General features: G+C 60.5%; 17 protein-coding genes. 15 read left to right on the top strand and 2 right to left on the bottom strand.

What is annotated here, in order from left to right; translation table 11 throughout:
* The first annotated feature begins 33 nt into the window (after positions 1–33).
* Genes JJE47_08895 through recR form a run of 3 tightly spaced genes read left to right on the top strand, consistent with a single transcriptional unit; the run spans position 34 to position 1654 of the window.
* A complete protein-coding gene (locus JJE47_08895) occupies positions 34–693 on the top strand; it encodes an HAD family hydrolase (protein ID MBK5267538.1) in 660 nt (219 codons plus the stop codon).
* A 41-nt stretch (positions 694–734) separates the two neighbouring features.
* A complete protein-coding gene (locus JJE47_08890; GenBank protein ID MBK5267537.1) occupies positions 735–1061 on the top strand; it encodes a YbaB/EbfC family nucleoid-associated protein in 327 nt (108 codons plus the stop codon).
* The gene (recR, locus tag JJE47_08885; protein ID MBK5267536.1) at positions 1061–1654 is read left to right on the top strand and encodes a recombination protein RecR; all 594 of its coding nucleotides are present in this window, start codon (positions 1061–1063) and stop codon (positions 1652–1654) included. Before JJE47_08890 ends, recR begins: the two co-directional genes overlap by 1 nt.
* Before the next feature lie 18 nt (positions 1655–1672).
* Here the strand turns inward: recR and dnaX are convergent, their stop codons facing one another.
* Positions 1673–3475, bottom strand: a complete 1803-nt coding sequence (gene dnaX, locus JJE47_08880) for a DNA polymerase III subunit gamma/tau (GenBank protein ID MBK5267535.1) — start codon at positions 3473–3475, stop codon at positions 1673–1675.
* A 98-nt stretch (positions 3476–3573) separates the two neighbouring features.
* Here dnaX and JJE47_08875 point away from each other — a divergent pair, with 98 nt between their 5' ends.
* The 12 genes from JJE47_08875 (at position 3574) to JJE47_08820 (ending at position 16031) form a co-directional block, all read left to right on the top strand.
* A complete protein-coding gene (locus JJE47_08875) occupies positions 3574–4353 on the top strand; it encodes an ABC transporter ATP-binding protein (protein ID MBK5267534.1) in 780 nt (259 codons plus the stop codon).
* Entirely contained in the window at positions 4329–5933 is a 1605-nt protein-coding gene (locus JJE47_08870) for a hypothetical protein (GenBank protein ID MBK5267533.1), read from the top strand. Before JJE47_08875 ends, JJE47_08870 begins: the two co-directional genes overlap by 25 nt.
* A 76-nt stretch (positions 5934–6009) precedes the next feature.
* The gene (locus tag JJE47_08865) at positions 6010–6561 is read left to right on the top strand and encodes a hypothetical protein (GenBank protein MBK5267532.1); all 552 of its coding nucleotides are present in this window, start codon (positions 6010–6012) and stop codon (positions 6559–6561) included.
* 107 nt (positions 6562–6668) lie between these two features.
* A complete protein-coding gene (gene phnD / locus JJE47_08860) occupies positions 6669–7775 on the top strand; it encodes a phosphate/phosphite/phosphonate ABC transporter substrate-binding protein (GenBank protein MBK5267531.1) in 1107 nt (368 codons plus the stop codon).
* 81 nt (positions 7776–7856) lie between these two features.
* Positions 7857–8609 carry a phosphonate ABC transporter ATP-binding protein gene (phnC, locus tag JJE47_08855; GenBank protein ID MBK5267530.1) on the top strand — a complete coding sequence of 251 codons (753 nt, stop codon included), beginning with the start codon at positions 7857–7859 and terminating at the stop codon, positions 8607–8609.
* Positions 8610–9390: 781 nt separating this feature from the next.
* Positions 9391–10524: an ABC transporter permease subunit gene (locus JJE47_08850; protein MBK5267529.1), complete on the top strand. Its 1134-nt coding sequence runs from the start codon at positions 9391–9393 to the stop codon at positions 10522–10524.
* A gap of 8 nt (positions 10525–10532) precedes the next feature.
* Positions 10533–11534 carry a deoxyguanosinetriphosphate triphosphohydrolase gene (locus tag JJE47_08845; protein MBK5267528.1) on the top strand — a complete coding sequence of 334 codons (1002 nt, stop codon included), beginning with the start codon at positions 10533–10535 and terminating at the stop codon, positions 11532–11534.
* Between the two features lie 42 nt (positions 11535–11576).
* Positions 11577–12581 (top strand): ketoacyl-ACP synthase III, encoded by a 1005-nt coding sequence (locus tag JJE47_08840; protein MBK5267527.1) that lies wholly within the window; start codon positions 11577–11579, stop codon positions 12579–12581.
* Positions 12582–12620: 39 nt separating this feature from the next.
* A complete protein-coding gene (locus JJE47_08835) occupies positions 12621–13847 on the top strand; it encodes an FAD-dependent oxidoreductase (protein MBK5267526.1) in 1227 nt (408 codons plus the stop codon).
* Entirely contained in the window at positions 13844–14602 is a 759-nt protein-coding gene (locus JJE47_08830) for a DUF1365 domain-containing protein (GenBank protein MBK5267525.1), read from the top strand. Before JJE47_08835 ends, JJE47_08830 begins: the two co-directional genes overlap by 4 nt.
* Positions 14599–15780 carry a class I SAM-dependent methyltransferase gene (locus tag JJE47_08825; GenBank protein ID MBK5267524.1) on the top strand — a complete coding sequence of 394 codons (1182 nt, stop codon included), beginning with the start codon at positions 14599–14601 and terminating at the stop codon, positions 15778–15780. The genes JJE47_08830 and JJE47_08825 overlap by 4 nt, the downstream gene beginning before the upstream one ends.
* Positions 15781–15812: 32 nt before the next feature.
* Positions 15813–16031, top strand: coding sequence for a dodecin domain-containing protein (locus JJE47_08820; protein ID MBK5267523.1), 219 nt, complete (start codon positions 15813–15815; stop codon positions 16029–16031).
* Between the two features lie 20 nt (positions 16032–16051).
* On the opposite strand, the gene JJE47_08815 is transcribed toward JJE47_08820, so the two are convergent.
* Entirely contained in the window at positions 16052–18238 is a 2187-nt protein-coding gene (locus tag JJE47_08815) for a Na-K-Cl cotransporter (protein MBK5267522.1), read from the bottom strand.
* Positions 18239–18376: the final 138 nt, after the last annotated feature.

Here is an 18376-nt window from a genome sequence, read left to right as displayed (position 1 = left end):
GTCCAGACACCGGGCGACCGGTAGGGTGCTCGAATGCAACATGTCATCTGGGACTGGAACGGCACTCTGCTCGACGATATTCACGTCGTCGTCGACGCGGTGAGCGAGACGGTCGCCGCCTTCGGAGTCCCGACCCTGACCCTCGAAGACCACGCCAGACTCTTCACCCGCCCGGTGTCGGTGTTCTACGAGCGGATGCTTGGGAGGCCGATCACCGGCACGGAATGGCGCCAACTCGACGACACGTTCCACGAGGCCTACGCCAGACGCATGGTCGAAGCGGAGCTTTCCGTCGGTGCTCATCAGATCCTCGGGGACCTCGCCGAGCAGGGAAAAAGTCAATCGCTCCTCTCGATGGCCCCGCATGATCATGTCCTGGAACAAGCTGTCACGTTCGGGGTCGACCGGTACATGATCCGCATCGATGGACTGCGCGATGGCAGTGGGGCCCTAAAAGCATCGTCAATGAGCGCTCACCTGAGCGCCCTGCTGGCTCACCCGACTGCTCCGGATGATCCCGGCGCATACGTCGTCATCGGCGACTCGCTGGACGACGCCGAGGCGGCCCGCGCCAACCGGGTTCCAGCGGTGATGTTTGCATCCGGGTCACATCACCGCGCTGACCTGGTTGCCACCGGCTTTCCGGTTGCCGACACCTTGCACGATGCCGTTCGCATCGCCATGGACCAATAGCTCGCGACCGTGATTCTCCCGGGACGTTCTACACTCAGGCCATGACTCAGCGACCACCCGACATGCGCCAACTCATGAAGCAAGCCCAGAAAATGCAAGAGCAACTCGCCACCGCTCAAGCCGAGTTGGCCGAGCGTGAGTTCCAGGGCTCGGCCGGGGGCGGCGTGGTCACCGCCATCGTGAAGGGCTCCGGAGAGGTGCTGACGGTGAATATCGACCCATCGGTCATCGACCCCGACGACCCGGAGATGCTAGGTGACCTGGTCGTAGCCGCTATCAACACCGCCCTTCGGGGCGTTAGCGACGTCGCCGCCGAACAGATGGGCGGGCTAACCGGTGGTTTGGACCTCGGCGGCTTGCTCGGCTGATGTTTGAAGGACCTATCCAGAGACTCATCGACGAGCTCTCCCGGCTACCTGGTGTAGGTAGAAAGTCGGCTCAACGATTGGCGTTTCATCTTCTCAACGGAGAGGAAGCCGACGCCCGTCGCCTGGCTCAGGCAGTCATCGACGTCAAGGAGCAAATCGGACTGTGCGCTCGCTGTTACAACGTGACCGCCGGAGACGAATGCAACATCTGCCGAGACGTACGACGGCTCCCGGATATCGTCTGTGTCGTCGAACGAGCTCAGGACATTCCGGTCATTGAGTCGACCAGAGAGTTCGCCGGTCGCTATCACGTCCTCGGAGGGGCCCTGTCGCCGATTGATGGGATCGGACCGGGCCAGCTTCGCTTCAACGAGCTGAAACGACGGGTCGAAAACGAAGGCATCACTGAGCTGATCTGCGCAACGAACCCGACCATTGAAGGCGATGCGACATCCATGTATATCGCCAGGGAATTCAAGCCGCTCGGAGTCAAGGTGAGCCGCCTGGCTTCTGGCTTGCCGGTCGGCGGAGATCTCGACTACGCGGACACGGTGACCCTGGGTAGAGCACTAACCGGACGATCAGAGCTATAGGAGATCAATCGAACCCGGCTATGACTCTTCGATGACCTCGCCACCGAGAAGGTCCTCGACCAGACCGACCGGGTCGTCAACCTCGCCGGCTTCGGCCATTCGATCCTTATCAGTCTCTTCGTCGTCGTCATCGTCGACCCCCAACTCCACTGGAGAAGCCTGGTCGGCATTGTCAGCGACAAACCGTGCCGCCACCGACCCACCCAACAAGGAAGACGCTTCCGCAGATACCGCGGCGGCGAACTGTGGGTCGGAGACCATTTGCTCAAGGTGAAAGCCAAGATGGCTGGGGACGTGGATTATCAGCGTCGCCCCATCAACCAGCCCCGGGCGCGCCTCGCGGAACAGGGCATGCCGGCGATTCCCGAGTTCGTCTTTGATGCGAGCCGATAAGGCCGGCCAGATCCGTTTGAACGCCGCGAGATCGACGTCGCCCGTCGGCGCTTCATCGCGGCCCACCACCGAAGCCGGAGAACCGGATGGCTCAGGCGACAGAATCTCTGGCTTGGATGATGCAGGGACCACGCCTGGGGGCGCCTCAGCCGTCCGTTCCTCGGCGCTCTGTTCGGCGTCGCGACTGGAACGAGGGGAACCGGCCGGAACGCTCGGGCGCGGGGTAGGAGCCGGAACGGCGTCTACTGGCAGGGTCGGGGCCTGCCGGGCGATAGCCGAAACCCGCCGCTCAAGGGTGTCGAGGCGGGCCTGTATGGACGGGACATCCGCGGCAATCTCGGGCCGGGTCAACTTCAAGAGGGTGATCTCGGTCATGAGCCGCTCCTCGCGTCCTTCGCGCAACCGCAAGAGTCCGTCCGAAAGCACATCCATCGACCGGATGACATCGCCAACCGAAAGGGTGGCTGCAACCGCTCGCCAATCAGCAAGGATATCGGCTGGTTCGTCTGCCACCTCTTCCAGATTCGGTGCGTAGTGCGCCAGGAAGACCCCGCGGAAAAAGGCAATGGCTTCCGAGATGAACCGCCGCAGATCGACGCCATTGCCAGCCAGTGTCGCGACAAGTTCAAGAGCGGTCCGGGCATCGTGTTCGCCAACGGCTATGGCAAGTCGGGCAAACACATCACGATCGGCCAGACCCAGTGCCCGATTGACGGCGGCTGGATCAACCGAGCCGTCTCCGAGGGCGGCCACCTGTTCCAGCAAGCTCAACGAGTCTCGAACGGAACCGGCCGCGTGACGGGCGACCAACTGAAGAGCGCCCTCGGCCACGGTATAGGACTCCAACTTGGCAACGCCGGCAAGATGCTCGGTCAATGCCTCGACGGAGACCGGATGAAAGTCGAAGCGTTGGGATCGGGACCTGATCGTATCAAGCAGTTTGTACGGTTCGGTCGTCGCCAACACAAAATGCACGTGTTCAGGTGGTTCCTCGAGCGTCTTGAGGAGGGCGTTGGAAGCGGCCTTGGACAGCATGTGAGCCTCATCCAGGATGAACACGCGCTTGGCTCCGCCAACCGATGCCACCGTCGTGACACTCACCTTGATATCACGGATGTCATCGACAGAGTTATGTGAAGCGGCGTCGAGTTCTGTCACGTCAAACGACGACCCGTTGACAATCGCCAAACAGGAGTCACAGGCGTTACATGGTTCGCCGCCTCCCGGTGGGTTCTGACAGTTCAACGATTTGGCCAACAGACGTGCAGAGGTGGTTTTGCCCGTCCCACGCGGACCCGCAAACAGGTAAGCGTGGGCCACCTTGCCCTCGGCGATCTCTCTCACGAGGGTATTGGTGACGTGACTCTGGCCGACCACCTCTTCGAAGAGTTGGGGTCGATATTTCCGGTAAAGGGCTTGATATTCCACTGAGGCTGATGGTAGCCCGAACAGATCTCCACGAGTCCAAAGGACCAAGAAACGAATGGGGCACTCGCACATTCTCGGAACGCTGCCAGAATGTCGCCATGACGGACGGACAACCAGCGGTTTGGGCGCGTGGCTTAACGCGGCGTTTCGGAAACAAGGTAGCGGTAAATGGGATGGATCTCGCCGTAATGCCGGGGGAATTCTATGGTCTCCTCGGACCGAACGGAGCAGGAAAAACCACGACCATCAAGATGATTGTCGGATTACTGCGACCCGATTCCGGATCGGCCGGGATCGGCGATATCAACACCTGGGAGCATCCCACCGATGCCAAACGGCGGATCGGTGTCCTGCCGGAAGAGTTCAATCTCTACGAGCGACTGACCGGTGCTGAACTCCTCGATTTCACGGCCGCCATTCACGGTCTACCCAAAGCCCAGGCAGCCTCGCGGCGACAAGAACTACTTGCCCTTCTCGATCTTGAAGATTCCTCACGGACCGTCATCGGCGACTACTCACGCGGCATGCGCAAGAAGGTGGCCCTGGCCGCGGCAGTTATTCATGCTCCCCCGGTGCTTTTCCTGGATGAACCATTTGAAGGGGTGGATGCGATAAGTGCCAGGCTCATCCGTCAGCTTCTCCAGCGATACACCGAAAGCGGCGCCACCATCATCTTCTCGTCCCACGTGATGGAGCTTGTCGAACGATTGTGCACCCGTATCGGAATCATGGTCGGTGGTCAACTCATCATCGAGGCGACTCCTCAAGACCTGCTGGCCCGATACGAGGCGAGCACGGTCGAGGATGCTTTTCTGGCGGCGGTCGGCGCTTCTGACAAAACCGAAGGTCTTGAATGGCTCGCCAACTCGTCTGGCTGAAGTGGCGACTCCTGGCGAACGGTCTTCGTACCGACCGGCAACGCCGTTGGGGGCTACCGGTCATCGCGATAGGGCTGACAGTTATCGCTGCCCTCGGCGCCCAGTTCTACTACGACACGACTCGATCTCTCGATCCGGCCGCCGCTGCCCAATTCGCCATCTGGCTGTCGGTTGTCGGGTGGGTTGGGTGGGCGACATTGCCAGTGCTCATCTTCCCGATTGACGAGACCCTCGATCCAGCCAAGTTCGCCACGTTGCCGCTGACGCGCCGGCAGATGATGATCGGCCTCACTGGAGCAGCCATGCTCACGCCACCCATCGTGGTGCCAGTCCTCGTCATCTTGGTCAACCTTGTCTTGTGGAGCGGCTGGGTTCTGACGCCGATCACGGTCATCGCGGTCGCTCTGCTCATCACCTCCTACGTGGTGGGCGGACAGGCCTTCACGACCGCCTTTTCCATGCTCATCAAGAGCCGGCGGGGCCGGGACCTCACCATGTTGTTCGTTGTGGGCCTCGGGCTGGGGCTGTATGCCGCCCAGGCCGTTGGCGCAGATAAGATCGGTTCGCTTGGCCTGGAGGGAGCCCTGCTGGCCCACCCCGCCAGTTCATGGGCTTGGGTACTGCCTCCCGGGGCAGCCCAATCGGCCATCCATGCCGCCGATCGTGGGGAATGGCTCTTGACGGCGGGATTGTTGCTTTGGTCGGCGCTGAGCCTCGTGGGTCTTGCCTATGTGTGGAACCGGATGCTCACCCGCCTCATCACCCAACCGGAGGCCACCTCGACGAAGTCCGCTTCTCGCATGAAACCATTTACGGATCTCGCCGGATGGGGTCCAACCGCCGTCGTGGTCCGCAAAGAGTTACGCATGTATCTGCGCGATCCCCGCATGAGAATGGTCTGGACCGGAGGCGTCATCTTCATCGGCATTCTCGGCGCAACCCTCCTCCTCGGACAGACCCGCCTCGAGCGTCTCGGCGCCAGCCCGTGGCTCGTCCTGGCCGCCCCGAGCGCAGTGCTCTTCGTCGGCCTGCCGGTTGCCCTTAACCAGTTCGGATGGGAACGCCGGGCGGCCTCGTATCTCTTCGCCCTCCCGATCACACCCCGCCAGATGCTCGTCGGAAAGAACGTCGCAACGATGATTGCCCTAAGCCTTGAGACCGCCATTCTGACCGTGACCCTGGCCGCCATCACTGGCGGATGGTCCAGGGTGATCTACATGCCGGCCATTCTCCTCACCGCGGTTGCCTGTCAGTTGGCGGTCGGCAACCTGGCCTCGGTTCTGACCCCGCTCCGATTGCCGGACATGGGTACCGATGTGTTTTCCCAGGCCAGCGAACACGGCTGCCTTGCGATCGCTTCTCAGCTGGTGTCGTTTTTCATGATTGGCCTCCTGATGATCCCACCGGCGGTTGCCTTCACCCTGGTCGAAGCATTCGGTGCCACCCGGTTTTCGCTCTGGCAGGTATCGGCCGTATCAGTCCTGTACGGCGCGATCATCTATCTTGTGGCGTTGAAGCTGGCTTCGATGTTACTGAGACGTCGCATGCCGGAGGTCCTCGACTGGGTTCGGATCAACTGACCCGGCGGCGTCGACCGATCTTTGGTTTCAACCGAGACGCTCTATCCTCGCTTGTCTATGGCCCTTGGAAGTACACATGCGTCTCGGTATTGACCTCGACGGAGTGGTCGCCAACTTCAACGGCGGGTGGATCACCTTCTACAACCAGGAGTTCGGCACCAATCTGACGCCCGAGGTAGTTGACACCTGGGACGGGATTCCGGCAGCCACCCACTTCCCGTCGATGCGTCAGTTCTGGGATTGGGCTCGTTATCTGAACGGCGCATCTCTGTTCCGTCACCTCGAACCCTACGACGGGGCGGTTGAGACACTGTGGGACCTGGCCAAAGACGATCACACAATTGTGATCCTGACCTCAAAACCGTATTGGGCAACTCACGACACGTACGCCTGGATCGCCGAGCATCGGTTACCAACCCGGGAAGTCCATATTCTCGACGATAAGTGGCAGGTCGACTGCGATGTCTACCTCGATGACGCTCCTCACAACGTCTACGACATCCATCACCACCGGCCCGATCGGGCAACGGTGCGGTACGTCCGACCCTGGAATCATCCCGTTCCTGGAACATTTGATATCTCGAACTGGGAAGAGTTTCGGGCGTTCGTCGGTAACCACAAGCCGTAACGTTTTCGCGGTCTGGAATCCTGCGCCGCGCCTGGCTAGCCTCATCTCGGCGCCTGGGTGGAATCCACCCCGGATGCCAGTCCAATAACCCGACCGAGGGAAATCAAATGAAAGCTCGTACCTGGGCAACTATGAGCGTCGTGCTGGCGCTTGTACTGACTGCATGCGGAGGGGCCGACACGGCCGACACCACCACTGCTGCGCCGGAAACCACCACCACTACCAAAGCCGAGACCACCACCACGATGGCCCCGACCACCACCACCGAAGCGATGTCCACGGTGGGTACCCCGGAGAACCCCATCAAGGTTCTCTTCGTACCGTCCGCCGAAGCAGCGATTATTGTGACCGGTGGCGAACTGATGGCGCAGGCTCTCAACGAGGCGACTGGCCTGACCTACGAGGTCGTTGTGCCGACCGACTATTCAACGACCATCGAAGAGATGTGTGCCTCTCCGGACAATACGATGGGTTTCATCCCGGGTGCAGCCTATGTTGAAGCGTCTGCCCTGTGCGGCGTTGACGTTTCCTTCAAAGCAGTCCGCTTTGGATGGGGCGTGTACTGGGCTCAGATTCTCGTGCCACGCGACAGCGATCTCATGACGATCGAAGATCTCGAAGGCAAGAGCTGGGCCTACCCCGACTCTGGTTCGACGTCTGGTTTCCAGGTTCCGAGCTTGATGTTCTCCGAGGCCGGCGTAACCCCCGGCGAGCAGATCGAAGCTGGCGGACACACCCAGGCGGCGCTGGCCGTCTATAACGGTGACGTCGACTTTGCAACGACCTTCTTCAGCCCACCCCTGCTGCCCGATGGCAACTGGGACGAGACGATGTCTCCTGAATTGCCCGACGACGTGATTGCCACTTGCGGACCAAATGAAGACGGTTCGAAGCTGGTCTGTGGCACCGACGGCGAGTACCGCGTGCTTGATGCCCGCGCCTCGGCTCGTACGGACGCACCGGACATCATGCAAAAGGTGCGGATTCTCGGCATCTCGCCAGGTATTCCCAACGACACGCTGTCGTTTGGACCGGAATTCCCTGCCGACCTGCGGGCCGAGATCGAAGCAGCCCTGGTTGCCTTCTCTGGGACCGACGCCTGGAACGAATCAATCGGTAACCAGGACTTCTATGGATGGACCGGTATCGAGCCAGCCGTCGACTCCGAGTACGACGGTCTCCGTAAGATCCAGGCGCTGCTCGCCGATCAGTAGCAACTCATCACTTACTGGCTAACTGGGGGCGGGACTTGTCCCGCCCCCAGTTGTTTCTCCACGATTCGATAAGGCAGGGCGATGCTCAAAGTAGAACACCTCACCAAGGTGTATGGCAACGGGACAGTGGCGCTTGAGGATGTCAGCTTTGAAGTGCCTGACGGACAGTTCCTGGCGGTTATCGGCTTGTCCGGGTCTGGTAAATCGACTCTGCTCCGCTGCATCAACCGTCTCATCGAACCTACCGAGGGCACCATTCTCTGGGACGGGGTCGACGTGACGGCCGCCGGACCCGAGGAGATGCGCCGCATACGCCGCAACATCGGCATGGTCTTCCAACATTTCAATTTGGTAGATCGGTCCAAGGTGATCACGAACGTCCTGGCCGGATCGCTCGGGTACGTCAACCCGATGCTCAGCGTCATCAATCGCTTCCCCCAGCAGTACAAGGATCGAGCCATCGCCCAACTGGAACGGGTCGGACTCGCCGAAAAGGCCTACATACGGGCTGACAACTTGAGCGGCGGTCAACAACAGCGCGTTGGGGTCGCCAGGGCCATGATGCAGGAACCAGGCATGCTTCTCGCCGACGAGCCCGTCGCATCACTCGACCCGGTGCTGGCCCATTCAATCATGCAGTACCTCGAGAAGATCAACAAGGAGGACGACGTAATGGTCCTCTGCAGCCTGCATTTCCTCGACCTCGTCCATCGCTACGCCAGTCGAGCCATCGCCCTCAATGATGGAAAGCTCGTTTTCGAGGGTCCGCCGTCGGCCATCGATGACGCCAAGTTCAAGGAGATCTACGGCAAGGAGGCCGAACGTGTCGGATGAGCCTCCTGCCACCGTCCCGCCGCTGAAAGACAAGGCCGGGAACGCTTCTACACCGAAACGACGCACCCGCCGACAATCCATCATCCTCGGCCTGGCCATCATCGCATCCATTGTCACCTACGCGTACGGTTTTCAGGTAACGAACGTGAACCTCAAGGAGATCAGCTCGGAAACCCGGCGCAGTCAGCTCGTCCGGGTTCTGCGCGAAATCGCCCGACCCGAATTGCTGACGTACGACCGCGTACCCACCAACACCGAGTTCGAAATTTTCCTGCCCTGTCCCCCCGGTGGATACCAGCCTCCGGAGGTCATTGACGGCCGCCGGCTCATCGTCGAGCCAGCTTGTGCCGAGCCAGGCGAGACGTTGCTCGTCACCGGCGTAGACTTTGCCCCCAACGCGCGCGGTTCGATCAACCAGGTTCCACCCGACGGGGATCTTGAGCTCAACATCGGGACATTTATCGCCGATGCCGATGGCAACTTCCAGGTTGAAGTCGATACCCGGGAACGGGCCAACGAACAAGCTCAGTTCATCAGGGTGGTCACCAACGAACGAATCGGGACAATATTCTCCCCGGTCGAAGTCACCTCGCCATCAGGCGATGCTCGAATGTCGCCCAGGATCAGCAAAGCGCTGATAGACACCTGGGACAAGATCGTCGAGACCGTGTTCCTGGCGCTTCTGGCCACCACGATCGGTACCGCCCTGGCCATCCCGCTCAGCTTCCTGGCGGCCCGCAACCTCATGCGAGATATCACGACCACGGTCACCAAACTTGCCATGCAATTGCTGGCAATACCTCTGGGGGTCGTGGTTGGCGTCGTGTTGTCACGGACGGCCCAACGACTTGCCGACCAGCTCACCGAGAATGGCGTCTTGCTCGGACTCGGTTTGATCGTGGTGCCCGTCGTCGCCTGGCTGGCGATTCGATTCGCGTTCCCGCCCGTCGACGATGAGCCACCAACTCCGACCGAACGAGGTCAACGTGGAGCTGTGGCGGTTGTCGGCGCGGTGGCGGGATTGTTGGGAATCCTGCTGGTCTCCGAACTATTCGTCCAGGTGGGCGGATGGCTCGACAATGCCCTCGGAAGTTTTGGGTTCCTGGGTGGATTTCTCGAGAAGAGCGGAGAGATTGCCACGGCCATCACGACGCTCCTGTCGGCGTTGCTGGGGGCCGCCGTATTCGCCAACCTGGCAGGACGTCTGACGAACTTCATTCGCAGTCGGGTGCCAGATTCAGCAATGCAATCGGCTACCTACCCCCTGGCAGCACTCTCGGGGGCGGTTATCGCTGCCATCCTCGGAACCGGAATAGGGTGGCTATACCGGATCACCGATCCCGCCTACCTGTATTGGTGGCCTGCGGCGACGGGAGCACTTATCGGACTCCTTCTGGCGGTGCGTACCCGGGGCCGATCGACCGTGCAGATCGGATTGGTCACGTACTACCTGGCCAGAACCATCTTCAACTCACTGCGCTCGATCGAGCCGCTCGTCATGGTCATTGTCTTTGTCGTCTGGGTCGGCCTCGGTGCGTTCGCCGGCACCCTGGCGCTGGCCATTCACACGGTGGCCTCTCTCGCCAAGCTCTACTCGGAGCAGGTCGAAAGTATTTCGGAGGGCCCGATTGAGGCGGTCAAGGCTACCGGGGCCACCCGGCTACAAACGATCGTCTACGCGGTGGCCCCTCAGATCGTGCCGCCCTACATCGCCTTCACCCTCTACCGCTGGGATATCAACGTTCGTATGTCGACGATCATCGGGTTCGCCGGCGGTGGCGGCATCGGGTTCGTCCTGCAACAGAACATCCGACTACTCAACTACTCCGCGGTCTCAGTCAACATGCTCGCTATTGCGATTGTCGTGGCCTCGATGGACTACTTAAGCTCACGGATTCGAGAACGGGTCGTCTGATGCCCGAAATGCTCCGCCTCACGCGGGAGGACCGCGAGGCCCGTGAAGTGCAAACGCTTGCCAATGCCGCAACGCTGAGTTCTCAAACGAAAGGTCGGGCCGTCGAAGAAGAGCCCGACGTGTTCCGGACGGCGTTCCAGCGCGACCGCGACCGGATCCTCCACTCCAAGGCCTTCCGACGCCTCAAACACAAGACCCAGGTCTTCATGAACCCCGAGGGTGACCACTTTGTGACCAGGCTCACCCACACGCTCCAGGTCACCCAGGCGGGTCGGTCGATGGCTGCTGCGTTGGGCTTGAACGAAGACCTAACCGAAGCCATCTGTCTTGGCCACGACGTAGGGCACTCCCCGTTTGGTCACACCGGTGAGGATGCGTTGACCCCCTATGTGGAGGGTACCTGGCTTCACTCGGAGCAATCGGTCCGCATTATGACGGTCCTGGAGCCGCTCAATCTGACCTGGGAAGTCCTTGACGGCATCCGGGCTCATTCCTGGAAGATCGACCCTCCTCCGGCAACCCAGGAGGGCTATCTCTGTCGGTACGCCGACCGAATCGCCTACCTCACCCATGACGTCCAGGACGCCTTGCGCGAAGGGGTGATCCGCTTCGAGGATCTTCCCAGCAAAGGGATAACCGTCTTCGGTGACGAGCCGGGATCGGCCTGGATTCGCACCATGATCGAGGCTGTCGTGGACGGGTCAAACGAAGCGGGCCGGGTAACGATGCGAGCCGACGTTCTCGAGGCGATGCACGAACTGCGCGATTTCATGTTCGACCGGGTCTATCTACGCCACGACACGAACGGTCAGCGGGAACGAGCGGTTCGAATCATCTCGCAACTCGTCGATTACTACGGTCGTCACCCTGACGAGATACCGGCCACCTATCAGGTCGATGATGCTTCGGACCTGACGAAGGCGATCGACTACGTGTCCGGAATGACCGACCGATATGCCCTGCGCGAACACGACCGACTGTTCAAACCGCGGCTCTTTCCCGACGACTAACTCCATTACATGTAAAAGGCCGCGGCGCGTAGAGTCAACCAGATGCGATCACGAATTACCGGGACTGGTTCGTTCACGCCTGACCGGGTGATATCCAATCTCGAACTGGCTGATACGCTTGGCACTACCGCCGACTGGATCGAGCAACGCAGCGGTATCCAGGAACGACGCTGGGTGACCGGCCGAACGACGACCTCGGACCTGGCATTCGAAGCCTCCGTACGGGCCATGGAGACCGCCGGCATCACCGCCCAGGACCTTGACATGATCCTGCTCGCCACGATCAGCCCCGACCATGACTTTCCGGGAACGGCCTGTTTCCTTCAACAGAGGCTCCACGCACCGGAGATTCCCGCGATTGATGTCCGGCAACAGTGCTCGGGTTTCATCTATGCGCTGTCAATGGCTGATCTCTACATTCGGGCAGGTCAAGCAAAGACCGTTCTCGTCGTGGGTGCCGAAATCCACTCCAAGGGCCTCGACATCTCTCCGCGGGGGCGAGATGTCTCGATCCTGTTTGGTGACGGCGCCGGAGCGATGGTGCTGGAGGCGATCGAAGCGCCCTCGCCGGAGGACTCTCAGATCTACTCGACGCATATCCACTCAGACGGGCGTGGCGCCAAGAGCCTGTGGGCCGAGGCCCCTGGGCAAGCAATGGCCGGGCACCGAATCACGGTTGAGGACATTGAAGCGGGCCGCCATTTCCCCATCATGGACGGGCGGCGGGTCTTCATGAACGCCGTAAAGCGGATGCCTGAATCCATCTACGAAGCGCTTGACGCCAACGGGGCGAAGCTCGATGAGGTCGAATGGTTCTTCTTCCATCAAGCCAATCTGCGCATCAACGAAGCCGTCGCCAAACGGCTCGAAATCGACGGTGCCCGCGTGTTTAACACCATCGCCCGATTCGGGAACACCACCGCGGCCACCATCCCGCTCGGCATTGATACTGCCGTCAAGGAGGGCGCCCTTTCCACGGGACAACTAGTAGCGCTCTCAACCTTCGGAGCGGGTTATACGTGGGGATCGGCGCTCCTACGGTTCTGAAGCCTTAATCCGGCCGGGCCTTCGCAACGAATATCACCCATGCGGGTAGCAATAGTTGGAACCGGAATCTCAGGGTTGGGCGCCGCCCATCGACTTAAAGATGATGTCGACCTGACTTTGTATGAGTCTTCTGACTGGGTCGGCGGGCATAGCCATACTGTCGATGTCGAAATCGCCGGGGTTTCCCTGGCGGTCGACACGGGATTCATCGTCTACAACACCCAGACGTATCCACTCCTGACATCCCTGTTCGCCGAACTCGGCGTGGAAACCGAGCCGAGCAACATGTCGTTCGCAATCGCCGGCACTCCGGTCGAATACGAGGGCAGCCTGGCAGGGATGGCGGCCTCCCCGTTAGCCCTGTTGCGGATCAGTCATTGGCAGATGATCAGAGATATCCTTCGCTTCAACCGGTATATCCAAACCGTCGACATTGACGACCCCGAGCTTCGCCTCGGAGACCTCACCGCCGGTTACTCAAGCGCCTTTCGTGAACGGTACCTTCTCCCGATGGGGGCGGCGATCTGGTCAACGCCGGCGGCCGAAATGGCCGACTACCCGGCCGCCACGCTCGCTCGATTCTTCCGTAACCACGGCCTCGTACAGCTTCGCAATCGCCCGCAGTGGCGAACCGTCTCTGGCGGAAGTCGACGCTACGTTGAAAAGCTAAGTGCCCCCTTCTCGCAAAATATCCACCTCGACGAACCGGTCGTCAGCGTTCGGCGCGACTCGTCCGGAGTCGAGATCCTCAGTAGCTCCGGCTCAGAACGATTCGACCAGGTGATCTTCGCCACTCACGCCGACACCACCCTGGCTCTGCTCGGATCCGAATCAACATCGCAGGAACAGTCGGTCCTCGGAAGTTTTGCGTACTCCCGGAACCGTGCGGTTCTCCACACGGATCCGCGCTTCATGCCAAAACATCGCCGGGCCTGGGCAAGTTGGAACGTCAGGACCGGTAACGAGGGGGACCTCCCGTCCGTCACGTATTGGATGAACCGCCTTCAGAACCTGACAACCGACGTACCGGTGTTCGTATCGCTCAACCCGTCGGAAGAACCCGACCACCAGTTGGGCTCCTGGGAGTACGATCATCCCATGTTCGATCGGGCGGCCATTTCGGCACAAGCTGAACTGCCTTCCATACAAGGGACCAAACGTTCCTACTACTGCGGCGCCTATGCCCGCTACGGCTTTCATGAGGATGGTCTGATGTCTGGATATGGGGCCGCAGACGCCCTCCTTCGTCAACCGGCCGACCTATGAACTCGCTCTACGTCGGGAAGGTCAGCCACCGACGCGCCCGGCCCAAGCAACACTCGTTCTCCTATGGCGTGTACTGGATGTTGCTCGACCTCGACGACCTCGACAGCGCCGATGGGGCCAGCCGGCTGTTCTCCGTCGACAAACCAAATGTGTATTCCTTTCGACAGGGTGACCATGGGCCCCGGGACGGATCCTCTTTGAAGGCATGGATCACCAGCCAGACCGCCCACGCAGGAATCGAGATCGGCCGGGTTCGTTTGTTGACGATGCCTCGCCTGTTTGGATACGCGTTCAACCCACTCAGCATATGGTTTTGTGACGATCCGTCCGGGAACCTGGCGGCCGTTCTCTATGAAGTAAGCAACACGTTCGGGGAGTACCACAGCTACCTCCTTCCAGTCGACGACGCGTCCCCGGTCGTACACGAATGGGACAAACAGTTCTTTGTCTCCCCCTTTATCGACATGGGGGCTCGCTACCGCTTCGCGCTCTCGGCACCCGGAGAACTGATGAAACTAACGGTTTCCGAATCCGACATGAACGGTCACCTCTTCAGCGCCGTCATGTCTGGCCGACGGGCACCACTCACCACCGGAACGCTCGTCCGGTTGCTCGTGTCACATCCCTTGCTTACGTTCAGAGTCATGATCGGTATCCACTGGCAGGCTCTCCATCTCTGGCGCAAAGGCGCCGACTATCACCGACGCCCGGAAGCTCCCTCCTCAGATGTTTCAATGCCGTTGGTCCATCGATGATTGATCGACTGGTGCTTCGCATTCTCGGGGCAGGCGTAGCGGTCGGGTCACTGGACGTGACCTTCGCCGACGGTTCGAAAGGAGCCTTGACGGGATCCGAGCTCGGGCCGAAGGCGACCGTGCGCCTCATCAAGGCCGGCTCGCTTCGCAGAGTGTTGTGGGGCGGATCCAATGCCATGGTCGAGGCATATATGGCAGGCGAATTCGAGCCGGACGATCTCACCGAGTTCCTCTTTTTCGCCGCGCTGAACCAGAAGCACTGGGCCGAGCGGCATCCGCTCCTCTATGCGCTGGGCCGCAAAATGGGCACCTGGTTGCCAGCCAGCAATCGGACCGTCGCGGTTGACTCGATGGTCGATCACTACAACCTCGGCAATGAATTCTATGAAGCCTGGCTAGACCCCTCCATGACATACTCGGCCGCCCGCTTCAGCCTCGCCGGCACTTCTGACGACTTGTCACTCGAAGACGCCCAGCAGGCGAAATACGCTCGCCTCGCAGAGATGGCCGACCTCCAACCCGGTCAATCCGTGCTCGAGATCGGTACCGGATGGGGAGGGATGGCTCGGTACGCAGCGAGCCTCGGATGCAACGTGACAACGTTGACGATTGCCGAGGCTCAGGCCCGGTACGCCGTCGACAAGAACCGGGTCGCCGAACTCGACGGCATGATCGACGTTCAACTGCTCGACTACTCGAAGGTCGAGGGCCAGTTCGATCGGGTGGTTTCTATCGAGATGATCGAGTCGATCGACGACTCACGGTGGCCAGACTATTTCGACACGATCGCCAGGGTCCTCAAGCCGGGCGGCCGAGCCGGCCTCCAGGTCATACTCATCAACGACGAGTTCTACGACTCCTACCGAACGAACGAAGACTTCATCCGCCGCTACATCTTTCCTGGCGGGATGGTTCCGAGTCCGCGAGTCCTCAAGGATCTCACCTCGAGGAGCGGCCTGACCTGGGATACCGAGGAACGATTCGGGCTCGACTACGCCCGGACCTTGAAGGAATGGCAGGAGCGATTCGAATCGGCTTGGCTCCAGATCACTACGCTCGGCTTTGACGAAACCTTTCGGAAAATGTGGAAGACATACTTGTCCTACTGCGAAGCTGGTTTTCTTGCGGGCCGAATCGACGTGACGCAGTTCAGTCTCACTCGCCCCGCAAACATCTAATCTGAGGCATCCAAACCGAGAGGACTGTCCGCATGTCAGATTTCATCGACCAGGGCGTCGTAAAGATCATCGAGGTCATCGGGATCTCCGAAGTGAGCTTTGAGGACGCCATCCAGCGCGGGGTTGCCAAAGCGGCAGAGTCAGTCAAGGGCATTACCGGTGTCGAGGTACAGAACATGACCGCTCGCGTGAAAGACGGCAAGGTCATCCAGTATCACGCCAACATGAAGCTGGCCTTCGCTGTCAGGTAGTGACGAGCAATCGCTCCGAACTACTGAAGAATCAAATCCAGATCAGCCGATTTCGAAGCCAGGACAAAGGCCACGGCCGGTATGGATTCGGTTTGAAGGATCAAGGCATCCAGGACGTCGGCGAATCCGGCCACGTCGGCCGGATCGGGCGTAGGTAACCCCAGAAATGCGATGTCGGCCGTGCGGGAAGTGGACGAAATCACTTCGGGGGCAGGTCGAGGATCCACGATGATCTCGACCACGGCATCGATTCGAGCAGACTTGATGAGGGCGGATAGGTTTTGGCGCGCTTCTTCTGCCCCGCCCGGGTTGACGACAATCATCCGCACGGTCACCGTAGCCCCGCGCCACTCCAGGCTGGTTGCCAACAGATGGGACAGGGTCAGCATCAGGGCACCATTGCCCCGTATCCCGTGAAGCCACACATCGATTCGCTGGCGGCGACCAAAACTCTCTGAGGGAACCGCCCGCACCAGCACGATGTTGCGGTTGGCGTGATGGATGTTCGACAGCATCGTGGCGTACTCGGTGCGGTTGCCGGTCGTCTCACCGTCACCGAGCATGATCGTATTCGGGATCAGCGTGCCAAGCCCATAGGCTTCGACGAGCAACCCCACACCGATGTAGGGGGTGGGAGCGGACACGACTCGGACGAGCGCTTCGACGCTCTTCTCCTCGAGGTGGTCCCGAATCGTGGCGGCCAACTGGGTCTTGCGCTCACTCGTCACCGGATCGGGAAGGATCGTTGCAACGCTCAGGATTCCCCGGTCGTGCGAAATGGTGTTCGCCAGGTCGATGAGATACCAGCGTTTGGAGGGACTGCCGGCCAGCACGAGGAAGTTGGGCCGCCAGGTTTTGGCGTATCCCGAGGAGCGCAGGTTGATGAGTCCCCACCGGATCAAAGCTTGCCAGGCTCCCTCACGCGCATCGCCCCAGGTGGTTTTGATGCCGCGACGCTGAAGCCAGAGATAGATCCCAAGAACAATGAAGGCCGCCACCACCGTTGCCACCGGGTTGATGAGAAACATGACCGCCGAACATCCGACTGCCCCAAGAGCCGACAGCGCCCAGTGCACCCGGAAGGTAGGTCGGAACGACGGCGAACGCAGAAAACGTTCCACGGCTGATACGACGTTTACAACTGCGTAGGTAGCCAGAAAGAACATCGTGAGTATCGGGGCTATAACGTTCAAGTCTCCAAGGGCGATGGCTCCGAGGGCCAAAGCCAACGAAACATAGGTGCCGATGCGTGGCTCGTCGGACGGACCGGAACCCCTCCCGACAAAACGCAGGGGTTTGGGGAGGATGTTGTCGCGAGCCAGCGCCTGCAAGATACGCGGGGCACCCAGAATGCTGCCAACGGCACTCGACAACGTCGCACCCCAGACACCGACCAATATCGCATCGCCCCATATGGCGATTCTGCGCATGATGAGCGGATCGCTGATGAGGTCGGCGGTGGATGCGGATCGGGACAGGACGAACGGAATGGTCATATAGACGAGGTAGCTGACCCCGATGGCCGCCATGGTGCCGCGTGGAATCGAACGCCTCGGGTCGACCAGGTCGCCGCTCATGTTGACGCCGGCCATGATGCCGGTCACAGCCGGGAAGAACACTGCGAAGACCAACCAAAACCCGGCGGTCGGTTGGCCGACGGTGGCCACGGCGGCGTCCGGCAGGGGGTCGCCGAGGAAGAACGACACCAGAGATATCACGATCCCGGCCATGATGAAGTACTGCACCCGGATAGCGGTGCGAGCCGAAATCAGTGCCAAGGCGGTTACCGCAATCGCCGTCACGGCTGCGACGATTCGCTGATCGAACGAGGGAAAGACCACGGTCAGGCTCTCAGCGAAACCGATGGTGTACAAAGAGACGGACAACGCTTGAGCGAGGTACAAGGGGATACCGATCGCCCCGCCGACCTCGATGCCCAGCGCCCGGCTGATCATGTAATAGGCGCCACCAGTTTTGATCCGCTGGTCGGTTGCTATCTGAGAGATCGATAGACCGGTAAGAAACGTGATCCCGGTGGCGATCGTGACGATGATCAAGGTGCCCGCCAGACCGGCATTTCCGACCACCCACCCGAACCGCAGGTACATGATGACGCCGAGGATCGTCAGAATCGACGGGGTGAACACCCCCCCGAACGTCCCAAGCCCCACAGGAGCGGGCTTCTGCGCTATGACAGCTTCAGTCATACGGTGGAAACTTGTATCGTCGAAAGAGGTCCGAAACATCGACGGTGGTCGAATTCGTCACGCCCTCTTGACCCCCGCATCAGCATGCTCTCTCCTCAGCGATCAATCGCAGCGGGGCCATGATAGGCGGCGGCCGCG

This window comes from Acidimicrobiia bacterium, from assembly GCA_016650365.1.
Lineage (GTDB): Bacteria > Actinomycetota > Acidimicrobiia > Spongiisociales > JAENVV01 > JAENVV01.
Note: the sequence above shows the minus strand (reverse complement) of the source record. Positions and strands in the feature narration are given on the sequence as shown.